Here is a 24,815-nt window from a genome sequence, read left to right as displayed (position 1 = left end):
ATTACTTCTCCACACGCGTCAGAGTCAGGCGCAGATCTGCACCGATCCGACGCACGTCATTAAAGGCCAACTCGGGGATCTCACTCATGGCGGTAAACTCAGGCAGCGCCAATAAGCCGCGGGCCGGATCACCCATCAATTTCGGCGCCTGATACAACACCAATTCGTCCCACAACCCCTGCGCGATAAAGGCACCACACAAGGAGGCGCCGGCTTCCAGCAGTACCTCGTTGATCTCGCGCTTGCCCAGCTCAAGCAGCAAGCGGCGTAGATCCAACTTGCCATCCACGGCCGCGCCGCGCCAGACGCTGACCGAGTCAGGCCAGGCGCAAGCATAGTCGGCCAAACTGGCCAGCAGCACGCTCCCCTCGCTGTCGAGCATTTTTAACGGCGGGGCCAGCCGGGCCCGGCCATCCACCACCACCCGCAGCGGCTGCATCAGCGCATCGGCTGAGATCCGCGCCTGCCAGTGGCCCAGTTCGCTGTGACGCACATTCATCGAGGGGTTATCCGAGCGAACCGAATCCGCCCCGGTGATCACCGCATCGCTTTGCGCCCGCAATCGCTGCACATCCTGACGTGCTTCGGGGCCGGTGATCCATTTGGAGACGCCATTGCTCAGCGCGGTGCGGCCATCGATACTCGCCGCCAGCTTAATACGGACATAAGGGAGTCCAGTGCGCATCCGCCGATTAAACCCAGGATTCACCGCCTCGGCCTCAGCCTGCATCAGGCCATGGGCCGTGTCGATCCCAGCCGCCTCGAGCATGGCCAAGCCACGTCCGGACACCTTGGGGTTGGGATCGACCATCGCAGCGATCACCTTGGTCACGCCCGCCTCGATCAGCGCCTGAGCACAGGGCGGCGTCCGGCCAAAATGACTGCAGGGCTCCAAGGTGACGTACGCTGTCGCCCCCTGAGCCCGCGACCCCGCCGCGCGCAAGGCGTGTACCTCCGCATGCGGCTCGCCGGCTTTAAGGTGCGCCCCTTGGCCGACGATCTCACCCGCCCTAACCAGTACGCAGCCCACTCTGGGGTTGGGTCGCGTGGTCAACCAGCCCTGCTTGGCCAGTTGCAACGCCAGCGCCATATAGCGCGCGTCATCCTGACTAAAACCGGCAGCGGACATTAACGTTTTTCCAAGCTGGCGATCGCTTCGCCAAACTGAGCCAGATCGTCAAACGCCCGATACACGGAGGCAAACCGGATGTAGGCCACCTTATCGAGCACAGCGAGCTGCTCCATCACCAAGTTGCCCAGCATATCTGAGCCGACCTCACGCTCACCGGTGGCGCGCAGCGACGATTTGATCTTACTCACCGCCTGCTCCACCAGCTCAGTACTGACCGGCCGCTTTTCCAGCGCTCGCTGCAGGCCGCGTCGCAGTTTATCTTCATCAAACGGCTGGCGCGTGCCGTCCTGTTTAATGATCCGCGGCATCACCAGCTCAGCCGTCTCAAAGGTGGTGTAACGCTCTTTACAGGTCACACACTCACGGCGACGACGCACCTGATGGCCGTCTGCCACCAAACGGGAGTCAATCACCTTAGTGTCGGTGGCAGCGCAGAAGGGACAATGCATGAGGAACCAGCCTTGAATTCATTCGATCTTTGCCCGCAAGAATACCCAATTTTACCCACCTGCGTAAGCAAATCCCCATAGAAAAGCCCGCACGAAGGCGGGCTTTGAGATCAGAATCCAGACTCGCTTACTTATAGACCGGGAATCGGGCGCACAGCTCAAGCACTTGCGCTTTGACACGCTGCTCGACCGAGGCGTCGCCGAAGTTGTCCAAAATGTCACAGATCCAGCCAGTCAGCTCGCGCGCTTCGCTCTCACCAAAACCGCGACGGGTGATGGCCGGGGTGCCGATCCGCAAACCTGAGGTCACAAACGGGCTGCGTGGGTCGTTCGGTACCGAGTTCTTATTCACAGTGATGTAAGCCCGGCCCAGCGCTGCGTCAGCATCTTTGCCGGTAATGTCTTTGCTGATCAGATCCAGCAGGAACAGGTGATTCTGCGTGCCGCCGGAGACCACGTCATAGCCCCGGTTGATGAACACATCGGCCATCGCCTGCGCGTTGACCACCACCTGCTTCTGGTACTCGGTGAATTCCGGCTGCAGCGCCTCTTTAAACGCCACCGCTTTGGCCGCTATCACGTGACACAGCGGGCCCCCCTGCCCCCCTGGGAACACCGCAGAGTTGAACTTCTTCAGCAAGGCTTCGTCGGTGGTGGCCGACAGGATCAAACCGCCACGGGGACCACCCAGGGTCTTGTGGGTGGTGGTGGTGACCACGTGGGCATGCGGTATCGGGTTCGGATACACCCCAGCAGCCACCAGACCCGCGACGTGGGCCATATCGACAAACAGATAAGCACCTACTTCGTCGGCGATCTCACGGAATTTTGACCAGTCGATCAGACCGGAGTAGGCCGAGAAGCCGCCGATGATCATCTTCGGCTTGTGCTCGTGCGCCAATGCGCGGACCTCATCAAAATCGATCGCGCCGGTGTCCTGATTGATGCCGTACTGCACCGCATTGTAGATCTTACCGGAGAAGGAGACGGACGCGCCGTGGGTCAAGTGACCACCGTGGGCCAAGCTCATGCCCAGCACGGTATCGCCCGGCTGCAGCAGCGCCATAAAGACCGCCGCATTGGCCTGAGAGCCGGAGTGTGGCTGGACGTTGGCATAAGTCGAGCCAAACAGCTCATTGGCGCGATCGATGGCCAACTGCTCGGCCACGTCCACGTGCTCGCATCCGCCGTAGTAACGCTTACCTGGGTAGCCCTCGGCGTACTTATTGGTCAGCTGAGAACCTTGCGCTTCCAGTACCCGTGGGCTGGTGTAGTTTTCCGATGCGATAAGCTCGATGTGCTCTTCTTGACGCACACGCTCGGCTTCCATGGCGTTCCACAGTTCTGGGTCAAAATCCGCGATATTCATGTTACGTTCGAACATCCGTCACTCCTGGGCGGTCAATACGATACAAAGGGTTCTGGCGCCGCATTCTACTCTTTGAACCTCATTTCCCCAAGCCTTTGTGAGCCATGTCACGATCAATCCTGTGATAACCGAACTTGGGGGTTCAACCTCTCCATCTGTGAGCCATCCGACAAAGCCCGGCAAAAGCGCACAAAAAAGCCGGACACGAGGTCCGGCTTTCATAGTAACTCTATCGCGATCAATCGATTTCAATCACACCGATAAGCGGTTCGACAAATTGAGCCTGGAAAATCTCTGACTCGATCTCACTGTTGTGCATGCTCCGCCAGAAAGCTTGTGGTGCGCTATCGTTCGCCTGGCCAAATTCTCCACCGGTCAATGCCCATACGTGCTGCGGTTTAGCGCTGTCGATCAACGCAAAGGATTGCGCTACGATCCCAACACCCGGCACGGCATTGGCCGCCGGGAAGCTGAAGCTATCTGACATTGGCGGTACGAAGAACTGGCCATCTTGCGCCATGGCGTAAACATGGCGATATACCACGGTCGCCATTGGTGTCCCCGTCGGGCCATTAAAATAACGGGCCGAGTAATGGGCCACTTTGTCACCATCATAGGCCTCAGCATCAAAGCTCAGAGTCGTCAGGTTCGCCCCTTCCACATCACACGCACCGAACATAGCACAGCGAATGAACGGGTAATCGGTGGCCAGATCTGCCATCTCTGGCAGGCTAACGCCAACCATCGCACCCTCAGCAACCTCACGCGCAATGATTCGGCGATCACGGCCATCATCAAAACTCATCGACAAAACCGTCTGGCCTTCACCGGGAGCAACCACATAGGCTTGCCCAGTTTCAACCGGCGTCTGTACCGAGCTCGTAAACGGCAAAGCCGCCCAGGTGCTGATCAGACTATCGGGCTGAGCGTCAGTAAAGGTCAGTTGTATCGCAGGCGTTTCCAGCATCACTGAAACCCGCTCACCTTCGGCGATCTCGCTGCTGTCCAGCAGTTCTGATCCCGCCACCCCTTGTTCGTTAAAACCACGCAGTAGCACGCTGCCATTTTCACGCATGGCAACCGACTCACCTTGACTCAGCAGACCAAAGGCATCGAGTGCCACATCCTGGTATACAGAGTCGTTTTGCAGCTCAAAACGCTTTTCCGCGTCGGCAATCACGCCGTCGCACGTCACCGCCAGATTTTCTCGCACCAGATTCAACGCAACCGGCCCCTGGACCAGAGCCAGCTCCACCGAGACCACATCCCAATGATCGCCATACAGGTCGTACTCATAGGTCACGTATTTGGCCGCTTCCGGCGCCTCGGAGACATCGATAAACCCATTGCCTGCGGTCGCGAGCTCTTCACCCAACACAGTGCCTTCAGCGTCCTGGAAGAAATAGCGAACACCTGCAATGCCACAGTTGGCAACCTCAGGGTTGCCATTGCTCAGATACAAACCGGTCGCCAATGGCTCCACCGGCAGCACTGGCGGCTCTTGCGGCTCGCCTTTATTGGGGTTATTTGAGTTGCAGCCGGCCAAAAACAGGCCCAAGGCAACGGCGATCAGCGTCTTATTCATGATTCAGCCCTAAATATTGATTCTACGGGACACTGACGCGTCCCGACATTAATGAGTTTGGAAGACCGGCTTAGAAGGTGTATTTGGCACTGATGCCAAAATAACGGCCTGGCTGAGTGAAATTAGACTCCGGTGTGCCCAGCGCGGTCAGCAGGAACTTGGACTGGCCAGCCACATCTGCGTAATCGATGTATTCCTTGTCCATCAGGTTGTAAACCCCGGCGCGCAGCTGCAGCTGCTGCGTCAGTGTCATACCTGCGGTCAGATCCACCACGGCGTAGCCGGAGGTGTTGTAGACCTCATTGAACTCATCCATGCCTGGGAAAATATCGATGTCGGTGGTACGGGTCATCTTGTCGGAAAAACGCACCACCGCGCCCAGATCCACCTCTTGGCCCATCAGGCGGGTAAAGAAGTTAGCACCTACGGTGCCTTTCAGTGGGCTAACGCTATTGAGGTAGTCACCGTTTTGATCTTCACCGCGGGTGTACGCGATGTTGCCCCACAACTGCACATCATTGGTCAGCCAGTGGTTGGCCGAGACCTCTGCACCGTACAAAGTAACTTCATCACGGTTGAAGTACTGATAGTTCAGTGGTGAACCGGTGCTGATCCCTGAGTTACAGGTGTTGCCAATTGGCATCATCCCCTGACAGTATTCCCAGTCGATAAAGTCGTTGGCCAAAATGTAGAAAGCGGTCAATTCATAGTTGGTGTTGCTGTGGTTACCACGCACACCGATCTCCATGGTGTGGCTCTCTTCCGATTCCAGCTCGTAGTTGGCATGGATGTACACATCCATCGGCATATTGCCTTCGCTGACCACCAGTTCACCCCATTTTTGATCCGGGGTTGGCATTTTGTAGCCATAAGCGTACTGACCGTACACACTCACGGTATCCGTCAGCTTATAAATCAGGCCCAGTTTTGGTGACCAGAAGCTGCCACTCATGGATTCAAAGTTGGCTGGATCACGATCGGCATCTTCCGCCATCTGTTGATCCGGAGAGTTGCGGAAATAGTCGTAACGCAAACCTGCAACAATGTTCAGGTTTTGACCTAGAGTAATGTCGTCCTGAACAAAAGCACCAACGCGCCAGCTTTCAGTATCAGCAAAAGCAAATGGGTTGGTAGTAGTCCAGTCGCCGTTTTCCAGATGGTTGTACTGGCGATGACGGCTCATGTGAGAGCGCTCCACATCAACACCATAGGTCAGGTGGTGGCCGTAGTTTTCACCGCCAATATACTTGCTAAAAGTACTGGCCAAGCCGAAACGGTCTTCTTCAAAATCGTAATCCCGCTCGCCAGTAAAGCTGCGAACATAACCCTGATTACCATCGAAATAGTTACGGTGCTCATTTTGGTCGGTAAAGCCGTAATACAACACCACGTCCATATTGTCGTGGGCAAAAGTCGGCTTCTCAGAGCGCAGACGCAAGGAGCTGTTAAACGCATGCGTGGTGCGATCGTAGTCGATGGATTCCGGGCGGGACGCATGGTCTTCCCAACGATCCAATTGCTGATTAAGGAAATCTAAGGTCAACTGAATATTGGTGAACTCATTCAGTACATACTTACTCTTCACCAACAAACTGTCCGTCACCAGATCTGACACCGGCAACGTCTCATCGTAGTTTTGCTGCTCTTCGCCGTAGCGACGCTGATAGCTCACCAGATTTTCAAAATCACCGAACGCATGGGCGAAGGTAAAACCGGCGGAATATTCATTATTCATGCCGGTGTAGCCCACATTAGCGGAGAAGTAACCGGTGTCGCCCAGCAGGTAATCCGACGCATCTTTGGTGTTCATCACCACAACGCCACCCAGTGCATCCGAGCCATACATAGTAGAAGCTGCCGCTTTAACGACTTCGACCTGCTTCAGGGTTTCGACCTCAGTCAGACCACGGCCGGTGCCTTCTGCGCCAGGGCCCAATGGTGACGCGTATTGGCTGTTCACCCGCACGCCATCTTTCACCATCATCACCCGATTACCACCGATACCCCGAATGGTCACGGCAGACGGTTTACCCGCACCGCCCTTCACGTCCACGGCCGCTTCGTTCTGAAACAAAGAGGAAAAGTCGGTGGACATGCTGCGGGCGATCGCTTCTTCATCGATCACCACGACCGAGCCAGCCACGCTGTCCAGACTTTGCTCCAGACGGGAGCCAGACACCACCATCACTTCCACATCCTTACGATGCTTTGACTCAGCTTCTTGCGCCACCACACTCGGTGCCGCCAACGCGGTCACGATGGCCGAGCAGACCAGGCTCAACTTGGTACAGTTCATTCGGTAAAATCCATTAGCAAAGACAACAACGATCTGGATATGACTTCCGCTATATGCGAATACATCTTATTACCCAGAAGTTTGATTGGGCACAGTCTATCAACGCAATGGAGAGAAAAGGTTGCTACGCATCTCGTTTTTTTACCAAAAGTCAGGGTTTTTAGGGTCAAATGTTACACCCAATAATAATTCTCATTTGATGGGGCTCTCGCCACCCACCTGCCGAAAGTAAAATTTGTCGAAGAGCATTCTTTTTCCGAGGCAAGCCATTTCCCCTCCGCAGGGCTCAGCCCAATGAACGGGATAAGTGAAGCGGATCCCGTTGCACCTGACAAAAGGGCGGCGCAGGGCAAGCCATTGAGGTAAAATTTCCCCTTTAAGTCCCACAACTGCAGGTTAACGATGGCTCAATTCATCTACAGCATGCTGCGCGTAGGCAAGGTTGTTCCGCCTAAGCGCCACATTCTTAAAGACATTTCCCTTTCCTTTTTCCCAGGCGCCAAGATTGGTGTGCTGGGCCTGAACGGCTCCGGTAAGTCCACGCTTCTGCGGATCATGGCCGGTGTCGATACCGAATACGAAGGGGAGGCCCGTCCACAGCCGGGCATCAACGTCGGTTACCTGCCGCAGGAGCCGCAGCTCGATCTGACCAAGACCGTTCGTGAAGTGATTGAAGAGTCGGTCGCCGACGTCAAAAACGCGCTGACCCGTCTGGACGAGGTCTATGCTGCCTACGCCGAAGAGGGTGCTGACTTCGACGCGCTGGCCAAAGAGCAGGGCGAACTGGAAAACATCATCGCCAGTAAAGACGGTCACAACCTGGAAAACGCGCTGGAGCGTGCCGCCGATGCCATGCGCCTGCCGCCATGGGATGCGAGTGTAAAAAACCTGTCCGGTGGTGAGCGCCGCCGTGTTGCCTTGTGCCGCCTGTTGCTGGATAAGCCAGACATGCTGCTGCTGGACGAACCAACCAACCACTTGGATGCGGAATCCGTGGCCTGGTTGGAGCGCTTCCTGGTGGAATACACCGGCACCGTGGTCGCCATTACCCACGATCGTTACTTCCTGGATAACGCCGCCGGCTGGATCCTAGAGTTGGATCGCGGTGAAGGGATCCCTTATGAAGGCAACTACTCCTCCTGGCTGGAGCAAAAAGAGACTCGCCTTGAGCAGGAAGCCGCTCAGGAAAAGGCTCAGATGAAGTCCATCCAGAAAGAGCTTGAGTGGGTTCGTCAAAACCCGAAAGGGCGTCAGGCCAAGTCCAAAGCCCGTATGGCGCGTTTTGAGGAGCTGAACTCTTCCGAGTTCCAGAAGCGTAACGAAACCAACGAGCTGTTCATCCCGCCGGGTCCACGTCTGGGCGATCAGGTGCTGGAAGTGAACAACCTGACCAAGTCCTACGACGGCCGCGTGCTGATCGACGACTTGTCCTTCACCGTACCGAAAGGCGCCATCGTTGGCATCATCGGCCCCAACGGCGCGGGTAAATCCACCCTGTTCCGTATGATGAGCGGTCAAGAAGCGCCAGATTCCGGTTCGATTGTTCTGGGTGAGTCGGTCAAACTAGCGTCTGTAGACCAGTTCCGTGACGACATGGACGACAGCAAGACCGTGTTCCAGGAAGTCTCCGACGGTCAGGATATCCTCAAGATCGGCAACTGGGAGATCCCAGCCCGTTCCTACGTGGGTCGCTTTAACTTTAAAGGCTCTGATCAACAGAAGCGGGTCGGCGAGCTGTCCGGTGGTGAGCGGGGCCGTTTGCACTTGGCCAAGCTGCTGCAGGCTGGCGGCAACATGCTGCTGCTCGATGAGCCCACCAATGATCTGGACATCGAAACCCTGCGTGCCCTGGAAAACGCCCTGCTGGACTTCCCAGGCTGCGCCATGGTGATCTCGCACGACCGTTGGTTCCTCGACCGCGTTGCCACCCACATTCTGGATTACCGCGATGAGGGCAAGGTCAACTTCTATGAAGGCAACTTTAACGAGTACGCCGACTGGATGAAGAAAGAGCAGGGGATCGACATCACCCAACCCCACCGCGTCAAGTACAAGCGCATCGACTAAATCGATGTGTGGATGCAGACAAACGCCGGCAGATGCCGGCGTTTTTTGTTCTCGTTCAGAGCCACTGCATGGATTAGGGTTCGAGCGGTCGACGGGAAAACTGCAGCCCATCGCACTCGGGGCACTGAGGCAACGGCGTCGGGTGGAAAAAGGCCATACTGTGGCCGCACTTATCGCACACCAACTCACCTAACCCGACCAACTCGCCCGCGCTGTAGGTGCCGTGATGGCGTAGCTCTTGGCCCAACTCGTGCCACTCAAGCTGGCTGCGATCGGTGATCTCCGCCAGCCAGCGCCACACGGTGCTCTCCAGCCCCAACGTAAAGACGCTGTCCCCCTCCGCTTCGTACTGCTCCCGCGCGTGCCGCTCGGCATAGTCGGCCAGATCGCGCCTTAAAAAGGTTTCCACCAGATCCAGCTCACTGTCACTGAGCTCGGACTCCAACGCCACATAGGTCCGACTTTGTTTGAGAATGTCCTCCAACTGACCTAAGGTCAGATCCGGATCGTGCCGATAGCGCCGCTCCATATCCTGCAGTAAAAATTCGTATTTGCGGACCAATGCTTCATTGCGGGTGTCCATAACGCCTCCCAGGTTTGGGGCTGGTGCAAAATCCGGTTAAGTCTTGGTTGTTGCTTATCCGGCTCCTGCGTTATTCTATGCAGATCTTTATGGGCCATTCCCTGCCCGAAATCAAAATTTCAAGTGGACTCCAGACGTGTCGATGCAAGAGCAATACAATCCCGCACAGATCGAGCCTCAGGTGCAGAAGCACTGGGCAGAGAACGAAACCTTTATCGCTAAGGAAGAGGAAGGCAAAGAGAAATTCTACTGCCTGTCCATGTTCCCGTACCCAAGTGGCCGCCTGCACATGGGCCATGTCCGTAACTACACCATCGGTGATGTGATCAGCCGCTTCCAGCGCCTGCAAGGCAAAAACGTGATGCAGCCGATCGGCTGGGACGCGTTCGGCCTGCCGGCGGAAAACGCCGCGATCAACAACAAGACCGCGCCAGCGCCTTGGACCTACGACAACATTGAGTATATGAAAGGCCAGCTGGCGATGCTGGGTTTTGGCTACGACTGGAGTCGTGAGCTGGCGACCTGTAAGCCGGATTACTACCGCTGGGAGCAGTGGTTCTTCACCGAGCTGTACAACAAAGGCCTGATCTACAAGAAGACCAGCTCCGTGAACTGGTGTGAGAACGATCAGACCGTACTGGCTAACGAGCAGGTGACGGACGGTTGTTGCTGGCGCTGTGACACCCCAGTGGTCCAAAAAGAGATCCCACAGTGGTTTGTGAAGATCACCGAGTACGCCGATCAACTGCTGGGTGACATGGATCAGCTGGAAGGCTGGCCAGAGATGGTGAAAACCATGCAGCGCAACTGGATCGGTCGCTCCGAAGGCATTGAGATGATCTTCGACGTGGACGGCTCTGACGAGTCTGTGGCGATCTACACCACCCGTCCCGATACCGTCATGGGCGTCACCTACGTCGCCGTGGCCGCCGGTCACCCGCTTGCAGAGCAAGCTGCGGCTAACAACGCCGAGCTGGCCGAGTTCATCAACGAATGCAAAAACACCAAGGTGGCCGAAGCTGAGCTGGCTACCATGGAGAAGAAAGGCATGGCCACCGGCCTGTTTGCGGTACACCCGTTGACCGGCAAAAACGTGCCTATCTATGTCGCCAACTTCGTGCTGATGGGCTTCGGTACCGGTGCCGTGATGGCGGTACCGGCGCACGATCAGCGCGATTACGAGTTTGCCACCAAATACGGCATCGCCATTGAGCCGGTGATCAAGCCGCTGGAAGGCGAGCTGGATATCTCCGAGCAAGCCTACACCGACAAAGGCACCCTGTTTAACTCCGGTGAATTTGACGGCCTGGACTTTGACGGCGCGCTTAACGCCATCGCCGACAAGCTGGGTGAGCTGGGCAAAGGCCACAAGACCACCAACTTCCGTCTGCGTGACTGGGGTGTGTCACGCCAGCGTTACTGGGGCGCCCCGATCCCAATGGCGACCTTGGAGAACGGCGATACCGTCGCGATCCCAGCTGAAGATCTGCCGGTGATCCTGCCGGAAGATGTGGTGATGGATGGCGTGACCTCGCCGATCAAGGCCGACAAAGCCTGGGCCGAAACCACGGTTAACGGCCAAAAAGCGACTCGCGAAACCGATACCTTCGACACCTTTATGGAGTCCTCCTGGTACTACGCCCGCTACACCAGCGTGGGCACCGATGATCAGATGCTGGATCCCGCCAAGGCCAACTACTGGCTGCCGGTAGACCAATACATCGGCGGGATCGAGCACGCCAACATGCACCTGCTCTACTTCCGCTTCTTCCACAAGCTGCTGCGCGATGCGGGCCTGGTCAACTCCGACGAGCCGGCCAAGCGTCTGCTGTGTCAGGGCATGGTACTGTGTGATGCCTTCTACTACGTCGGCGACAACGGTCAGCGTGTCTGGGTTGCACCGAATGAGGTGACCCTGGAGCGCGACGGCAAAGGGGCGATCACCAAGGCCACCGATAAGGACGGCCGTGAGCTGGTCCACACCGGCATGACCAAGATGTCCAAGTCCAAGAACAACGGCATCGATCCACAAGAGATGACCGAGAAGTACGGTGCCGATACCGTGCGTCTGTTTATGATGTTTGCCGCGCCACCTGAGCTGACTCTGGAGTGGCAGGAGTCCGGCGTCGAAGGGGCACACCGCTTCCTGAAGCGTTTGTGGAAACTGGCTTTCGAGCACACCAGCAAGGGCGCAGCCCCGGCGCTGGACGTGGCCAGCCTGGACAAAGATCAGAAGGCCCTGCGTCGTAGCCTGCACCAGACCATGGCTAAGGTGCGCGATGACTTTGATCGCCGTCAAACCTTCAACACCGCGGTCGCCGCCGTGATGGAGCTGATGAACAAGCTGATCAAAGCTCCGCAGCAGAGCGACAACGATCGCGCCCTGATGCAAGAAGCGCTGGATGCGGTGGTACTGATGTTGTACCCGATCATCCCGCACACCAGCTACACCCTCTACAACGCCCTGGGCAACGAAGGCGATGTCGATCAAGCACTGTGGCCTGTGGCGGATGAAGCCGCCATGGTGGAAGAGGAGAAGCTGATCATCGTCCAGGTGAACGGCAAGCTGCGCGCACGCCTGACCGTGGCCGCCGATGCCTCCAAAGAGGAGGTGGAAGCTCTGGGCTTAGCGGATGCCAACGTGGTGAACTTCACCGAGGGCAAGACCTTGCGTAAGGTGATCTACGTACCGGGCAAGCTGCTCAACATCGTCGCCAACTAAGACGAGCAAAACGGGCGCCCTTAGGGGCGCCTTTTTTCCCCTTTTTCAACGAGGAGATGAGGGTGACGCAACGCCTTCTTACCGCCTTTCTGGCCCTGAGCCTGACCCTGTTAAGCGGCTGCGGTTTCCGCCTGCAGGGGCAATACCTGTTTCCCGACGAGCTGGCGCAGATCCGCCTAACCAGCTCAGATCAATACGGCGAGCTGCACCGCATGGTGCAAGAGCGTCTACGCCTGTACAACATCCAGCTGGTCAATGATCCCGAAGTGCCACAACTGCGCTTGGGCGATGATCGACTCGAGCGCGCCACTCTGTCGTTGTTCCCCTCCGGCCAAGTGGCGGAATATGAGCTGATCTACGCCGTCAGTTTCTTTGTCACCGTCGGCGAGCAGGAGCCACAGCCGTTTGACATCGAGATCCGTCGTGACTATCTGGACGATCCCCGCACCGCCTTGGCGAAGAATCGCGAGCTGGAATTGCTGCTGAGCGAGATGCGCGAGCAGGCCGCCGATCGGATCCTCCGCGCCCTGGCCGCGACCCAGATCGCCGACAGCGACGCATGAAGATCTTTGCCAGCCAGCTGCCACAACAGCTCAAGCAATTGCCGCAGATCCTACTGGTGTTTGGCGACGATATCCTGATCCGCGAAGAGTGCCGTGACACCCTGCGACAAACGTTGATGGGGCCCGGTGGCGTCGAGGAGCGCCTCTCCTTGGTGCAAGAATCCCCCTTCGACTGGCAGGGGCTGCTGCAGGAGTGTCAGGCGCTGTCGCTGTTTGCCAGCCGCCGCCTGATCGAGCTGGAGCTGCCGACCCTCAAGCCCGGCACTGACGGAGCCGCCGCCCTGCTGGAGATGATCACGCTGCTGGAGAACCAGCAGGACACCTTTGTCCTGTTGCATGGCCCTAAGCCCGGACGTGAGCACAGCAACAGCAAATGGTTTAAGGCGCTGGACAAGGCCGGACTGTATGTCCAAGCGTTAACCCCAGAGGGGCGTCATTACCAGCGCTGGCTCAGCGATCGGGCGCGCCGACATCAGCTCAATCTCGCGCCAGACGCACTGACCCACTTCAGCACCCTGTTTGAGGGCAACCTGATGGCCGCCGATCAGGCGCTGGCGCAGTTGGGCCTGATCAGCGACGGGGCAAGGATCGAAGCATCCACCTTGGCACGCCTGCTGGAGGATCAATCCCGTTACAGCGCCTTTCAGCTGGTGGACGCGCTCTTGGCCGGCCAGATGAAAAAGGCGATGAAGATCCTCAGTCAACTGCAGCTGGAGGGCACTGCGCCGACCCTGATCAGCTGGGCCTTGAGTCGCGAGATCACCACGTTATGCACCCTGGCACGCGCACGTCAGGCCGGTGAGCCACTCCATGCGGCCATGAAAAGCGCGAAGATCTGGGACAAACGCCAGCCGCTCTATAGCAGCGCGATGGGTCGATTGACCGATCGCCAGATCGCCGAGGCGATGGCGAGCACCGGTAGCCTGGAGCTCGCCATCAAGGCGGAAGGGGCCGATGACGAGACGCAATGGCTGGCGTTGGCCGATCTGTGCGCCCGCTTCGATGGCCAGTACCAGCCGCTGGAGTGTCTGTCATGAGCCTACTGGGCCTGTTTGGTGGCACCTTCGATCCGATCCACAACGGCCACCTGCGCTGCGCTTATGAGGTTCAGCAAGCCTTGGCTTTGGATGAGATCGCCCTGTTGCCGAACCGCTTGCCACCGCATAAAGCCAGCCCGGGTGTCAGCGCTGAGCAGCGCTTGGCCATGGCCCAGCTAGCCGTGGCGGATCTCCCTGGTCTGCGTGTCGATCCCCGCGAACTGCAGCGCCAGACCCTGTCCTACACGGTTGATACGCTTGAGGAGCTCAAGGCAGAACAACCAGAGCGCACCTTATGTTTTATCGTCGGCATGGATTCGCTGCTGAGTTTTCATCGATGGCACCGCCCGGAGCGGATCTTGCAGCTGGCTCACCTTGTCGTCTGCCACCGGCCCGGATACGCCCTAGACGTGGACTCCGAAGCACAACACTGGCTGGAGCAACACCGTCTAAGCGCGCCAGCACAGCTGCGCCAGCAAGCCTGCGGCGGGATCTATCTCCAGCCCACGACCTTACTGGACATTGCGTCCAGTACGATCCGTGCGCAGTTGAATCAAGGTCAACTGCCCCACTTTCTTTTACCGCCACAAGTGGTCGCCTATATTGAGCAACACCAGCTCTATCCCCGTGGCGATGGTGGCGCAGGCCACAAACCGCTATAATACGCGGCTTTGTCCATTTCCAGTTTGAGGTACATCGGGTGCAAGCAACCGAATTGAAAGACTTTGTTATTGAAAAAATTGAAGATATGAAAGGCCGCGACGTCGTGGTTCTGGATGTCTCTGACCGTTCCGACATCACCGACTTTATGATCGTGTGTACCGGCACCTCCAAAACACACGTGCGTTCCATCGCAGAAAACGTCTACGTGCAAGCCAAAGACGCTGGCAACATGCCGCTGGGTGTCGAAGGTAAGGACGCCGGTGAATGGGCGCTGGTGGATCTCTCCTCGGTGATCCTGCACGTGATGCAGCAACAGACCCGTGATCTGTACCAGCTAGAGAAGCTCTGGGCCGCGCGTCCGGAATAAGCGATGAAGCTGAAACTGATCGCCGTCGGCACCAAAATGCCGGGCTGGGTCACTACCGGCTTCACTGAGTATCAGCGCCGTTTCCCTCGGGATATGGCGCTGCAACTGGTGGAGATCCCTGCGGGGAAACGGGGTAAGAACGCCGACATAGCACGGATCCTCGAAAAAGAGGGCGAGGCGATGTTGGCGCACACGCACGGATGCCGTATTGTCACTTTGGACATACCGGGCAAGCCTTGGGATACGCCACAGTTAGCGCACCAAATGGAACGCTGGCAAATGGACGGCCGCGATGTGGCGATCCTGATCGGTGGGCCAGAAGGGCTGGCACCGGCGTGTAAACGCGCGGCAGAGCAAAGCTGGTCGCTGTCAAACCTGACCCTGCCTCACCCGCTGGTCAGGGTATTGATGGCGGAAAGCCTCTACCGGGCCTGGAGCATCAACAATAATCACCCCTATCATCGCGAATGAAACGCTATAAGCAACGGGTCGCGTTCCGCGACCACGCCGCCGAAGCGGCCCTATTTACCCGCCGCGCCATCGTTGGCTTTCTCTTCGTCATCGCCCTCGTCGGCCTGTTGCTCACCAACCTCTACAATATTCAGGTCAACGATCACGCGGCCTATCAAACCCGCTCCAACGACAACCGCATTCGTCTGATCCCGGTCGCCCCCAACCGAGGTCTGATCTACGATCGCCACGGCAAGCTCCTGGCCGATAACCGTCCGGTCTATTCGCTCGAGGTGATCCCCGAGCAAGCCGGTGATCTCGATGCCCAACTGGATGCGATCAGCACCTTTTTTCCCCTCAGCGCGGACAGACTGGAGCAGGTGCGCCAACGCCTGCGGGTCTCACGCCGCTTTAAGGCGCAAACGGTGATCCCCCAGCTCAGTGAAACCGATGTTGCCGCCTTCAGCGTGAATCAGCACCGCTTCCCCGGCTTTTATGTCGAGGCCGGCCTAGAGCGCTTCTATCCCCATGGCGCCAGCCTGACTCACCTATTGGGCTATGTGGCGCGGATCAACAATAACGACCAGATCCGCATTGAGCAGGAAGGCGAGCGCGCGCGCTACGCCGCGTCCCGTAACATCGGCAAACAGGGGATCGAACGTTTCTATGAGCGCACCCTGCACGGCGAGCCCGGCATGCAAGAGGTCGAGGTCAATAACCGTGGTCGCATTGTCCGCACGGTCAACGCCGCCCCGACGGAAGCCGGGCAAGATCTGCAGCTGACGCTGGATCTGGGTTTACAACAACACGCCGAACGCCTGATCGCAGGCCGCCGTGGCGCCATTGTCGCCATGGATCCGCGCGACGGCGGGATCTTAGCTATGGTCTCCAGCCCCAGCTACGATCCCAACCTGTTTGTCTCCGGGATCTCCAGCAACGATTACAGCCGTCTGCTCAATGACAACAACCGCCCTCTGATCAACCGGGCGACGCAGGGCCAATACGCCCCGGCCTCGACGGTCAAACCCCACCTGGCGCTACTGGGCTTAGAGAAGGGCCACGTCACCCCCAAAACCAAGATCTGGGATCCGGGCTGGTGGCAGATCCCCGGGGTTGACCGACGCTACCGAGATTGGAAACGCTGGGGCCATGGCTGGGTCGATCTCAACAAAGCCATCGCCCAATCTTGCGATCCCTATTTCTATGAGCTGGCCTACAACACCGGGATCAACGATATCAGTGCCTTCATGTATGAGTTTGGCTTTGGTCAAGGCACCGGCGTCGATATCCTCGAAGAGTCCAGCGGCAACATGCCGACCCGCGACTGGAAACAGATCCGCTATAAAGAGCCCTGGTACATCGGTGACACCATCTCCGTCGGGATCGGCCAGGGCTACTGGACCGCGACACCGCTGCAATTAGCCCTGTCGACCACCATCCTGGCAAACAGCGGCCGCCGCTTTGTTCCCCACTTCCTCAAGGCGCTGTCCGTCGAGGAGCAACTCGAGGAGCAACTGCCGCAAGAGCGTCCACCACTCGAGCTGGAGCGTCCGGAGTCTTGGCAACACATTCAACAAGCCATGTATCTGACGGCCCACCGGCCCGGTGGCAGCGGCTACCGCCAGTTTAACGATGCCCCCTATAAGTCCGCAGTAAAAACCGGTACTGGTCAGGTTTTCGGCTTGGCCGAAGACGCGGATTACGACGATGAAGAGGTGGCAGAGCACCTGCGCGATAACGCCCTGTTTGTCGGTTATGCCCCTTTTGACGATCCCCAGATCGTGATCGCCATTGTCCTGGAGAACGCCGGCTGGGGTGGCGCCAATGCGGGCCCGGTGGCCCGTGCCCTGTTTGATTACCATCTGGATCCGGATTACATCGCCCCATGGGATCGGGTCGACGAGCTTGTTGAGGAAACCGAATAATGTCAGAGATCGCCCGTCGCCAGCCCAATATCTGGATGCGACTGCATCTGGATCTGCCCTTGTTATGTGGCTTGCTGCTGCTCATGGGCTATGGCTTATTGGTGCTCTATAGCGCCAGCGGTGAAAGCGAAGCGATGCTGGAGCGCCAACTGGTTCGCGCCTCGCTCGGGTTTCTGGTGATGTTTGTCCTGGCCCAATTTAACCCGGAGATCTACCGGCGCTGGGCGCTGCCGATCTTCCTTGTCGGGATCGCACTATTGGTGATGGTGAGCCTGTTTGGTGAAACCAATAAAGGCGCGCAGCGCTGGCTCAACTTGGGCTTTATGGAGTTTCAACCCTCGGAGCTGATGAAACTGGCCTTCCCCATTATGATGGCGTGGTATATCAGCCAGTTCCCGCTGCCCCCCAAGAAACGCTACCTGCTGGGTGGGGCGCTGATCCTGCTGATCCCGACCCTGCTGATCGCCTCCCAGCCCGATCTGGGCACCTCGATCCTGGTTGCCTCCTCCGGCGTTTTTGTCCTATTCCTGTCCGGCATGAGCTGGGCCGTCGTCGGCGTATGTGTGGCGGCGGTACTGGCGTTTTTGCCGGTGCTCTGGTTCTTTTTGATGAAGGATTATCAGCGCACCCGAGTCATGACCCTGCTGGATCCAGAAAAGGACCCACTCGGGGCGGGCTACCACATTATTCAGTCAAAGATCGCCATCGGCAGCGGCGGGATCGAAGGCAAGGGCTGGCTGCAAGGCACGCAATCTCAACTCGACTTCCTGCCTGAGCGACACACCGACTTCATCTTCGCGGTACTGGGCGAAGAGTTTGGCTTTATCGGCATCATCCTGTTGTTGGCACTCTACCTGTTTATCATCGGCCGCGGCCTCGTGATCGCCAGTCGAGCACAGACCGCCTTTTCCCGCTTGCTGGCGGGCTCGCTGATCCTCACATTTTTCGTCTACATTTTTGTCAACATCGGTATGGTCTCGGGCTTGCTGCCCGTCGTGGGCGTCCCCCTGCCCTTGGTCTCTTATGGCGGCACATCCATGCTGACATTGATGGCCAGCTTTGGCATTCTCATGGCTATCCATACCCATCGACGCTTCATTAGCCGTTAAGGTCGCATTATGACAGGACGTTCTATCCTGGCCGCATTGGTATTGGGCGGCACCGCGTTGTGCTCCCAGGCCAACGAAGCCAAAAACGAGTTTATCGCCCACTGGCAACAGCAGGGACTGACCCAAGAATATCTGGCCCAAGCGTTTGAGCTGGCCGAGCGGGATCAGGCCATCATTGATGCCATCACCCGCCCCTGGGAAGCGAAGCCTTGGTACCAGTACTACCCTATTTTTCTCACCGAGAAACGCCTTGAGGCTGGCCTGCGCTTTTGGCAGGAACATCAGCAAACTCTGGAAGCCGCGGCAGAGCAATACGGCGTGGAGCCAGAGATCGTGGTTGCCATCATCGGCGTCGAAACCTTCTATGGCACCTATCTGGGCAATTATCCTGTGCTCAATGCGCTGTATACCTTAGGCTTTCACTATCCGCCCCGGCAGACCTTCTTCCGCAAAGAGTTCGGTCACTTCCTGCAATTGGCACAGGAGCAGGGCTGGAGCCTGACGGAGCCCAAAGGCTCCTACGCGGGTGCGATGGGGCTGGGCCAGTTCATCCCCTCCTCTTATCAAGCCTACGCGGTCGACTTTGATGGCGACGGCAAGCGGGATCTGATCGGCAACCCAGAGGATGCGATCGGCTCGGTGGCCAATTACTTTACCCGTCACCGCTGGCAGGCCGGCGCGCCGGTCACTGAGCGCGTTACCCTATCCGCCAACGCCGATATCGGCCCGGTGCAGTGGAATGGCAAGCGTCTCAGTCAGGATGCAGCCAGCCTCAAGGCCGCAGGCGTCCAGCTGCAGTCAGAGCTGCATGGCAAGCTGGGGCTGGTCAAGCTGGAGATCGCGGACGGTGAGTTTGAGTACCAGTTGGTTCACCCCAACTTCTATGCCATCACCCGCTACAACCACAGTCCTCTGTACGCTATGGCAGTCTGGCAATTCAGTCAGCAACTGAAACACGGCATGAGTCAACCATGAAGCCGCGTTCGCTGCTCAGTGGCACGATCCTGACCTTGCTGTTGGTCGGTTGCACCAGCGCCCCACCGCAAGGGCGCTATCAGATGCACCAGGATGCCGCGCCAAAGCAAGCCCCCGACCTGGCGCACCTCGAGCCGCCAACGCCGCGCTATGAACCGCACAGCCGCGGCGGCAATCGCGATTATCAGGTGCGTGGGATCCACTATCAGGTGCTCGACAGCGCAGAAGGGTACCGTCAGGAAGGGATCGCCTCCTGGTATGGCGCCAAGTTTCATGGTCACCTCACCTCCAATGGCGAGATCTATGACATGTACAGCTTCAGCGCTGCCCATCGCAGCTTGCCCTTGCCTACGTATGCCAAGATCACCAACTTGGACAACGATAAGTCGCTGATCGTTAGGATCAATGATCGTGGCCCTTTCCATCCCGATAGAGAGATCGATCTGTCCTACGCGGCCGCCTGGCACCTCGACATGCTCGATGCCGGCACCGCCAGAGTCCGAGTCGACGCCATCCATCTGCAGCCACAGCCGGATCCGTTGGAGCCTGACGCATCCCTGTACATTCAGGTGGCAGCAAGCAGCAACGCAACGCAAGTGCAACAACTTCAGTCTGAGCTCACGCAGCAATATTCCCTGCCTGCGCGGGTGACTCAACAAGATAGCTTGTATAAACTCCAGTTAGGTCCTTTTGAAACCGTCCACCTTGCGCAGCAATGGCTGGATCGGCTGCAACAAGCCGGCTTTAGCGAGGCCTTTCGCGTCTCGGACAGCCCAACAGTTAATTGAAACTTTCGGCGCACTTACGCTGTCTTTGTTATGCAGAGATCGCGCCGGGATCGGTCACACCAACAACCGAACAAAGTCCAGAAAACATGAATTTAATTAAACGCTCTTTAATTTCAGCTTCCACTCTCTTGGCCTCCGCCTCTTTGGTCGCAGCGCCGATGGTGATCCCCAACGCCCCCACCGTGGCAGCGGGCTCCTATGTCCTGATGGACTACAACACCGGCCGTGTGCTGGCAGAAAACAACGCCAGCGATCGTCGTGCACCAGCCAGCCTGACCAAGATGATGACCTCCTATGTGCTGGGTCAGGAAGTCGATCGTGACAACGTCTCCTTGGATGACGTTGTCACCGTCTCTGAAAATGCCTGGGCGAAAAAATTCCCTGGCTCGTCGGTGATGTGGATCGAAGTGGGGACTCAGGTCAAGCTGGCCGATCTGTACAAAGGCATGGTGGTCGTCTCCGGCAACGACGCCTGTGTGGCGATCGCTGAGCACGTCGCTGGTACCGAGTCAGCCTATACCGATCTGATGAACGCCTGGGCCGCGCGCCTTGGTATGCAAGATACCCATTTCGCCAACAGCCACGGCTTGGATTCTGACGACCAGCTCACCACCGCCTACGACATGGCGCTGCTGGGTCAGGCGATCATCCGCGACATCCCTGAGCATTACTCGCTGTACTCTGAAAAAGAGTTCACCTATAACGGGATCCGTCAGCACAACCGCAATGGATTGCTGTGGGATCGCAGCCTCAATGTCGATGGCCTGAAAACCGGCTATACCAACAACGCCGGCTACAGCCTAGTCAGCTCCGCCACCCGTGGTGACATGCGCCTGGTGGCCGTGGTGATGGGCGCAAAGAGCCCACAATCCCGTGAGGCAGAAAGTAAGAAGCTGTTTAACTACGGCTTCCGTTTCTTTGAAACCGTCAGCCCATACAAGGCCGGCGATGAGTTCATTTCACAAAAGCTCTACTACGGCGATAAGCCCGAGGTAAAACTGGGGGTTCTTGAAGACACTCAGGTCACCATCTACCGCGGCCAAAGCGAACAACTCAAGGCCGACTTTGAACTGAGCCAGGAGCTCAAAGCCCCACTGAACCGAGGTGATCGGGTGGGCACTCTGTACTTTAAGCTGGGCGATCAGGACATCGCGACCTACCCACTGATGGTACTGGAAGACGTCGAAGAGGGTAGCCTGTTCTCCAAACTGCTGGACTACCTCAAGCTGCTGTTCTTGTCTTTCTTTAATTAAGAGCCGCAGTAACGGCAGTAAGGGCGATCACATGATCGCCCTTTTTCATTTCCCACTGCCCGGAAGTAACGCATTGATATTCGGATGTACGCCAAGGGATCATCGTCAAACGGTCCCTCCTTGTACACTTTAAAGCCAGTTGTGGCTTGAATTTTGATATAATCGCCCCCATAAATTGCGGCAATCTGATTTACGCTGGAGTGAGCCCATGAACACCATGAACACCAAATTTGATGAACTGCTTGAGTTCCCATGCGCCTTCCCTTTTAAGGTGCTGGGATTGGCCTGTGATACCTTGTCTGACCGTGTCGTCGCCGTGCTGCAGCAGCACTGCCCTGGCGATTACACCCCAAGCCAAAAGCCCTCGACCAAAGGAACCTACCTGTCCGTTTCAGTGACCTGCACCGTCACCAGCAAAGAACACATCGAACTGCTGTATACGGAGCTGGCGAAGATTGACGGGGTTCGCGGAGTCCTCTAAAAGCGTGATCCAACTGGCATTCAGTTGGGTCGCCGGTATAATGCAGGCAACACTTTTCCGGCCAAGAGCGGTTTTGATTTGGTTGCCCATACCCTGAAGATTCGCCACCTCGGCTGCCAGAGCTACGAGCCTATCTGGCGTGCCATGCAAGACTTCACCGATCAACGTGATGACCAAACGCCGGACGAGCTTTGGTTGGTGGAGCACCCTCCGGTCTTTACCCAAGGCCAAGCCGGCAAAGCCGAGCACCTGCTTGCCGCCGGAGACATTCCGGTGGTTCCGGTCGACCGAGGTGGTCAGATCACCTACCACGGCCCCGGACAACTGGTTGCCTACCCCTTACTGGATCTGCGTCGCCACGGATTGGGCGTGCGCGATCTTGTCACCCTGATCGAGCAAAGCTTGGTCGAACTGCTGCACACACATCAGATCCACGCCATAGCCAAACCCGATGCCCCCGGGGTGTACGTTGACGGTCGCAAGATCGCTTCATTAGGACTCAAGATCCGCCGCAAAAGTCGTGGCAGCTATAGCTACCATGGCCTGGCTCTCAATGTGAACATGGATCTCAGCCCCTTCCTTCGGATCAACCCGTGTGGCTACGCTGGCCTGGAAATGGTCCAAACCGCAGAGCTTGGCGGGCCCGATAATGTCGACAGCGCAGGACGGGAGTTGTCCCGGATCATCGCCACCCGATTAGGCTACCAAACCATATTACAACAAGAGGGAGCGCTCCATGCCTGAAGCCCCAGTACGCCTGCAACCCGGCGTCAAACTCCGTGACGCCGACAAGGTCGCACGGATCCCCGTCAAAGTTGTGCCCAGCAACCGGGACGAGATGCTACGCAAGCCCGATTGGCTCAAGATCAAACTACCGCCGACCAGCGAACGCATCGATGAAGTCAAACACGCCATGCGCAAACACGGCCTTCACTCCGTCTGCGAAGAAGCCTCCTGCCCTAACCTGTCGGAGTGTTTCAATCACGGCACCGCCACCTTTATGATCTTGGGAGCGATCTGCACCCGTCGCTGCCCATTTTGCGATGTCGCCCACGGCCGACCGTTAAAGCCCGATCCCGACGAAGCCACCAAACTGGCTCGTACCATTCGTGACATGAAACTGAAATACGTCGTGATCACCTCGGTTGATAGGGATGATCTGCGCGACGGTGGGGCCCAGCATTTCGCCGATTGCATCCGAGAGATCCGCGCCCTCAACCCCCACATCAAGATCGAGATCCTGGTGCCCGACTTCCGCGGCCGTATCGAGCGGGCACTAGAGTTGCTCAAAGACAACCCGCCCGATGTGTTAAATCACAATCTGGAAACCGCGCCACGGCTCTACCGCATGGCGCGTCCCGGCGCCAGTTATCGATGGTCACTAGAACTCCTGCAGAAGTTTAAGCAGCAGCATCCTGAAGTCCCAACTAAGTCAGGATTAATGATGGGGCTGGGTGAAACCAATGATGAGATCCGAGAGGTGTTACGCGATCTCCGAAGTCATGGGGTGGAAATGCTGACTCTCGGGCAGTACCTACAGCCAAGCCGCCACCATCTGCCTGTGAAGCGCTATGTGCCGCCTGCTGAATTTGACGAGCTCAAGACATACAGTGAGTCCATTGGCTTCACCCACGCAGCGTGCGGCCCGCTAGTGCGCTCTAGCTACCATGCCGATCTGCAAGCACAAGGCAAAGAGGTCAAATAACCCATTTCAGCCTCAAAAACACAAAAGGCGCACCGACTCGGTGCGCCTTTTAACGTTCACGGCCTTAGATCGACAACCAGCGCTGCACACCCTGCCACAATCGCCGCTTAGCGTGAGGGTCATGCTGCAACACCGCCAGGTCAGCGGAGTGTAAGTGCGTCTTGGTGACCGGCAGATAGTGCTTAAATTGCCAGTACCGCTTCGCCTTCACTCCCTCCGCCGACGCAACAACAACACAGTCATCCTGAGATAACTGCAGCGCTCGGAGCACATCTTGGATCAAGGCGGAGCCCAAGATCGCTTGATCGTCGGAGATCAGCGCCAACTCAATAGGCTTCTGTGACACCACATACGTAGTGATCCCCATCTGCTGCAAGGCCGCCAATTGGCGCTGATTAGGTTTCAATTGAGTCATGCTCTGAGACTACCATATCCACCCTTGGGCGGAAGTCCAAAACGCAGATACAAAAAAGCCTGCACATCAGTGCAGGCTTTTTCGTTAAGTGGCAGGGGTAGACGGGCTCGAACCGCCAACACCCGGATTTGGAATCCGGTGCTCTACCAATTGGAGCTATACCCCTTGAGAACGAGAAGGGATTATAAGGATCGGCGGCCAAAGGTAAAGGGCTTTTTCCTGCAAAAAACACCAACTGCGCACTTTACACACACCCCTTCACCAAAACGCTGAAAAAGCCGTCGCTCACCTATCGAATTTGACTGTCTTGGCGGATCATTAGCCGTATCGGCTCCTACCGACACATTCGGAATCGGTATAAAACCCCATCTGCCAGGCCCAATTCGCGCCCATAAAAAGTGCGCAATTGTTGCCATAGCATTGCCGTCCGAACGCCTTCCGCCGCAATCGCCAACTGACGGCTACACTTTAGCCTCTTCTTCAGGTAACCGTTCACCCGAGTGGACTTGACCTTAGATCTTGAGGGCTTCAGGTATCGGATACGGACTTTGCTCGATACAGGCTCGAGTGATCTGCTGAAGCCACTCCAGTGGATTGAGTTTCAGCCGCTTGGCTGTCTCTACCAAAGACAGGATCCGCTGCCGGAACAGTTCGCCATGGTGCGATGAAACGCCTTAATACCAATTACATTATCTATTTGGTCAGTCTGGCCCATTCCCTGCTGCACAGATGCCGCACTTGTTCTGCATCTTTACGAAAGCTGTTCCAAGCATCTGCAACCTGGTCGACAATGTGGTCATAGCTTTTGAAGACCCGATTGGAGAGGCACCGCTGCCGTAGCCATTGCCAAACCTGCTCCATCGGGTTTAGTTCCGGTGAGT

At 57.3% G+C, this 24,815-nt stretch carries 22 protein-coding genes, 1 tRNA gene and 2 pseudogenes; 15 read left to right on the top strand and 10 right to left on the bottom strand.

What is annotated here, in order from left to right:
• Position 1: 1 nt before the first annotated feature.
• The 5 genes from ribD to ABEA08_RS13870 form a co-directional block, all read right to left on the bottom strand.
• Positions 2-1,129, bottom strand: coding sequence for a bifunctional diaminohydroxyphosphoribosylaminopyrimidine deaminase/5-amino-6-(5-phosphoribosylamino)uracil reductase RibD (gene ribD / locus ABEA08_RS13890; protein ID WP_345335931.1), 1,128 nt, complete (start codon positions 1,127-1,129; stop codon positions 2-4).
• Entirely contained in the window at positions 1,129-1,581 is a 453-nt protein-coding gene (gene nrdR / locus ABEA08_RS13885; protein ID WP_345335930.1) for a transcriptional regulator NrdR, read from the bottom strand. Before nrdR ends, ribD begins: the two co-directional genes overlap by 1 nt.
• A 127-nt stretch (positions 1,582-1,708) precedes the next feature.
• Complete coding sequence (gene glyA, locus ABEA08_RS13880) at positions 1,709-2,965, bottom strand: serine hydroxymethyltransferase (protein ID WP_345335929.1); 1,257 nt, start codon at positions 2,963-2,965, stop codon at positions 1,709-1,711.
• Positions 2,966-3,188: 223 nt separating this feature from the next.
• The gene (locus ABEA08_RS13875) at positions 3,189-4,535 is read right to left on the bottom strand and encodes a hypothetical protein (RefSeq protein ID WP_345335928.1); all 1,347 of its coding nucleotides are present in this window, start codon (positions 4,533-4,535) and stop codon (positions 3,189-3,191) included.
• A gap of 70 nt (positions 4,536-4,605) precedes the next feature.
• On the bottom strand, positions 4,606-6,831 hold the full coding sequence (locus tag ABEA08_RS13870; RefSeq protein WP_345335927.1) for a TonB-dependent hemoglobin/transferrin/lactoferrin family receptor: 2,226 nt from the start codon (positions 6,829-6,831) through the stop codon (positions 4,606-4,608).
• Positions 6,832-7,233: 402 nt separating this feature from the next.
• Here ABEA08_RS13870 and ettA point away from each other — a divergent pair, with 402 nt between their 5' ends.
• Positions 7,234-8,898, top strand: a complete 1,665-nt coding sequence (ettA, locus tag ABEA08_RS13865) for an energy-dependent translational throttle protein EttA (RefSeq protein ID WP_345335926.1) — start codon at positions 7,234-7,236, stop codon at positions 8,896-8,898.
• Between the two features lie 73 nt (positions 8,899-8,971).
• Here the strand turns inward: ettA and ABEA08_RS13860 are convergent, their stop codons facing one another.
• On the bottom strand, positions 8,972-9,481 hold the full coding sequence (locus tag ABEA08_RS13860; protein ID WP_345335925.1) for a zinc ribbon-containing protein: 510 nt from the start codon (positions 9,479-9,481) through the stop codon (positions 8,972-8,974).
• A 142-nt stretch (positions 9,482-9,623) separates the two neighbouring features.
• Here ABEA08_RS13860 and leuS point away from each other — a divergent pair, with 142 nt between their 5' ends.
• From leuS to lipA, 14 genes are all read left to right on the top strand, one after another.
• Positions 9,624-12,203 (top strand): leucine--tRNA ligase, encoded by a 2,580-nt coding sequence (gene leuS / locus ABEA08_RS13855; RefSeq protein ID WP_345335924.1) that lies wholly within the window; start codon positions 9,624-9,626, stop codon positions 12,201-12,203.
• 56 nt (positions 12,204-12,259) lie between these two features.
• Entirely contained in the window at positions 12,260-12,766 is a 507-nt protein-coding gene (locus ABEA08_RS13850; RefSeq protein WP_425557368.1) for an LPS-assembly lipoprotein LptE, read from the top strand.
• Positions 12,763-13,803: a DNA polymerase III subunit delta gene (gene holA / locus ABEA08_RS13845; protein ID WP_345335922.1), complete on the top strand. Its 1,041-nt coding sequence runs from the start codon at positions 12,763-12,765 to the stop codon at positions 13,801-13,803. Before ABEA08_RS13850 ends, holA begins: the two co-directional genes overlap by 4 nt.
• On the top strand, positions 13,800-14,465 hold the full coding sequence (gene nadD / locus ABEA08_RS13840) for a nicotinate-nucleotide adenylyltransferase (RefSeq protein ID WP_345335921.1): 666 nt from the start codon (positions 13,800-13,802) through the stop codon (positions 14,463-14,465). Before holA ends, nadD begins: the two co-directional genes overlap by 4 nt.
• A gap of 38 nt (positions 14,466-14,503) precedes the next feature.
• Positions 14,504-14,833 (top strand): ribosome silencing factor, encoded by a 330-nt coding sequence (gene rsfS / locus ABEA08_RS13835; protein ID WP_345335920.1) that lies wholly within the window; start codon positions 14,504-14,506, stop codon positions 14,831-14,833.
• A 3-nt stretch (positions 14,834-14,836) separates the two neighbouring features.
• Positions 14,837-15,304, top strand: coding sequence for a 23S rRNA (pseudouridine(1915)-N(3))-methyltransferase RlmH (rlmH, locus tag ABEA08_RS13830; RefSeq protein ID WP_345335919.1), 468 nt, complete (start codon positions 14,837-14,839; stop codon positions 15,302-15,304).
• Positions 15,301-17,208, top strand: a complete 1,908-nt coding sequence (mrdA, locus tag ABEA08_RS13825) for a penicillin-binding protein 2 (RefSeq protein ID WP_345335917.1) — start codon at positions 15,301-15,303, stop codon at positions 17,206-17,208. The genes rlmH and mrdA overlap by 4 nt, the downstream gene beginning before the upstream one ends.
• On the top strand, positions 17,208-18,317 hold the full coding sequence (gene rodA / locus ABEA08_RS13820) for a rod shape-determining protein RodA (protein WP_345335916.1): 1,110 nt from the start codon (positions 17,208-17,210) through the stop codon (positions 18,315-18,317). The genes mrdA and rodA overlap by 1 nt, the downstream gene beginning before the upstream one ends.
• A 9-nt stretch (positions 18,318-18,326) precedes the next feature.
• The gene (mltB, locus tag ABEA08_RS13815) at positions 18,327-19,292 is read left to right on the top strand and encodes a lytic murein transglycosylase B (protein WP_345335915.1); all 966 of its coding nucleotides are present in this window, start codon (positions 18,327-18,329) and stop codon (positions 19,290-19,292) included.
• Complete coding sequence (locus ABEA08_RS13810) at positions 19,289-20,080, top strand: septal ring lytic transglycosylase RlpA family protein (protein WP_345335914.1); 792 nt, start codon at positions 19,289-19,291, stop codon at positions 20,078-20,080. Before mltB ends, ABEA08_RS13810 begins: the two co-directional genes overlap by 4 nt.
• Positions 20,081-20,166: 86 nt before the next feature.
• Positions 20,167-21,333 (top strand): serine hydrolase, encoded by a 1,167-nt coding sequence (locus tag ABEA08_RS13805; protein WP_345335913.1) that lies wholly within the window; start codon positions 20,167-20,169, stop codon positions 21,331-21,333.
• Between the two features lie 217 nt (positions 21,334-21,550).
• On the top strand, positions 21,551-21,814 hold the full coding sequence (ybeD, locus tag ABEA08_RS13800; protein WP_345335958.1) for a DUF493 family protein YbeD: 264 nt from the start codon (positions 21,551-21,553) through the stop codon (positions 21,812-21,814).
• Between the two features lie 78 nt (positions 21,815-21,892).
• A complete protein-coding gene (lipB, locus tag ABEA08_RS13795) occupies positions 21,893-22,558 on the top strand; it encodes a lipoyl(octanoyl) transferase LipB (protein WP_345335912.1) in 666 nt (221 codons plus the stop codon).
• Positions 22,551-23,519 (top strand): lipoyl synthase, encoded by a 969-nt coding sequence (lipA, locus tag ABEA08_RS13790; protein ID WP_345335911.1) that lies wholly within the window; start codon positions 22,551-22,553, stop codon positions 23,517-23,519. Before lipB ends, lipA begins: the two co-directional genes overlap by 8 nt.
• Before the next feature lie 64 nt (positions 23,520-23,583).
• Here lipA and ABEA08_RS13785 read toward each other — a convergent pair whose 3' ends face one another.
• The 4 genes and pseudogenes from ABEA08_RS13785 to ABEA08_RS13770 form a co-directional block, all read right to left on the bottom strand.
• Positions 23,584-23,934 carry a DNA polymerase III subunit psi gene (locus ABEA08_RS13785; protein ID WP_345335910.1) on the bottom strand — a complete coding sequence of 117 codons (351 nt, stop codon included), beginning with the start codon at positions 23,932-23,934 and terminating at the stop codon, positions 23,584-23,586.
• 89 nt (positions 23,935-24,023) lie between these two features.
• Positions 24,024-24,100, bottom strand: a tRNA-Trp gene (locus ABEA08_RS13780).
• Between the two features lie 346 nt (positions 24,101-24,446).
• Positions 24,447-24,608, bottom strand: a pseudogene (locus ABEA08_RS13775) (IS66 family transposase); the annotation flags it as partial.
• Positions 24,609-24,627: 19 nt separating this feature from the next.
• Positions 24,628-24,815, bottom strand: a pseudogene (locus tag ABEA08_RS13770) (IS630 family transposase); the annotation flags it as partial.

Source organism: Ferrimonas pelagia (assembly GCF_039543565.1).
Lineage (GTDB): Bacteria > Pseudomonadota > Gammaproteobacteria > Enterobacterales > Shewanellaceae > Ferrimonas > Ferrimonas pelagia.
The sequence above is the reverse complement of the archived record's forward strand: the minus strand, read 5'-3'. Positions and strand labels throughout refer to the sequence as shown.

Bases quoted from the DNA above. Each gene is read 5' to 3' on its own strand.
- ribD (WP_345335931.1), bottom strand. From the start codon at position 1,129: ATGTCCGCTGCCGGTTTTAGTCAGGATGACGCGCGCTATATGGCGCTG.
- nrdR (WP_345335930.1), bottom strand. From the start codon at position 1,581: ATGCATTGTCCCTTCTGCGCTGCCACCGACACTAAGGTGATTGACTCC.
- glyA (WP_345335929.1), bottom strand. From the start codon at position 2,965: ATGTTCGAACGTAACATGAATATCGCGGATTTTGACCCAGAACTGTGG.
- ABEA08_RS13875 (WP_345335928.1), bottom strand. From the start codon at position 4,535: ATGAATAAGACGCTGATCGCCGTTGCCTTGGGCCTGTTTTTGGCCGGC.
- ABEA08_RS13870 (WP_345335927.1), bottom strand. From the start codon at position 6,831: ATGAACTGTACCAAGTTGAGCCTGGTCTGCTCGGCCATCGTGACCGCG.
- ettA (WP_345335926.1), top strand. From the start codon at position 7,234: ATGGCTCAATTCATCTACAGCATGCTGCGCGTAGGCAAGGTTGTTCCG.
- ABEA08_RS13860 (WP_345335925.1), bottom strand. From the start codon at position 9,481: ATGGACACCCGCAATGAAGCATTGGTCCGCAAATACGAATTTTTACTG.
- leuS (WP_345335924.1), top strand. From the start codon at position 9,624: ATGCAAGAGCAATACAATCCCGCACAGATCGAGCCTCAGGTGCAGAAG.
- ABEA08_RS13850 (WP_425557368.1), top strand. From the start codon at position 12,260: ATGAGGGTGACGCAACGCCTTCTTACCGCCTTTCTGGCCCTGAGCCTG.
- holA (WP_345335922.1), top strand. From the start codon at position 12,763: ATGAAGATCTTTGCCAGCCAGCTGCCACAACAGCTCAAGCAATTGCCG.
- nadD (WP_345335921.1), top strand. From the start codon at position 13,800: ATGAGCCTACTGGGCCTGTTTGGTGGCACCTTCGATCCGATCCACAAC.
- rlmH (WP_345335919.1), top strand. From the start codon at position 14,837: ATGAAGCTGAAACTGATCGCCGTCGGCACCAAAATGCCGGGCTGGGTC.
- mrdA (WP_345335917.1), top strand. From the start codon at position 15,301: ATGAAACGCTATAAGCAACGGGTCGCGTTCCGCGACCACGCCGCCGAA.
- rodA (WP_345335916.1), top strand. From the start codon at position 17,208: ATGTCAGAGATCGCCCGTCGCCAGCCCAATATCTGGATGCGACTGCAT.
- mltB (WP_345335915.1), top strand. From the start codon at position 18,327: ATGACAGGACGTTCTATCCTGGCCGCATTGGTATTGGGCGGCACCGCG.
- ABEA08_RS13810 (WP_345335914.1), top strand. From the start codon at position 19,289: ATGAAGCCGCGTTCGCTGCTCAGTGGCACGATCCTGACCTTGCTGTTG.
- ABEA08_RS13805 (WP_345335913.1), top strand. From the start codon at position 20,167: ATGAATTTAATTAAACGCTCTTTAATTTCAGCTTCCACTCTCTTGGCC.
- ybeD (WP_345335958.1), top strand. From the start codon at position 21,551: ATGAACACCAAATTTGATGAACTGCTTGAGTTCCCATGCGCCTTCCCT.
- lipA (WP_345335911.1), top strand. From the start codon at position 22,551: ATGCCTGAAGCCCCAGTACGCCTGCAACCCGGCGTCAAACTCCGTGAC.
- ABEA08_RS13785 (WP_345335910.1), bottom strand. From the start codon at position 23,934: ATGACTCAATTGAAACCTAATCAGCGCCAATTGGCGGCCTTGCAGCAG.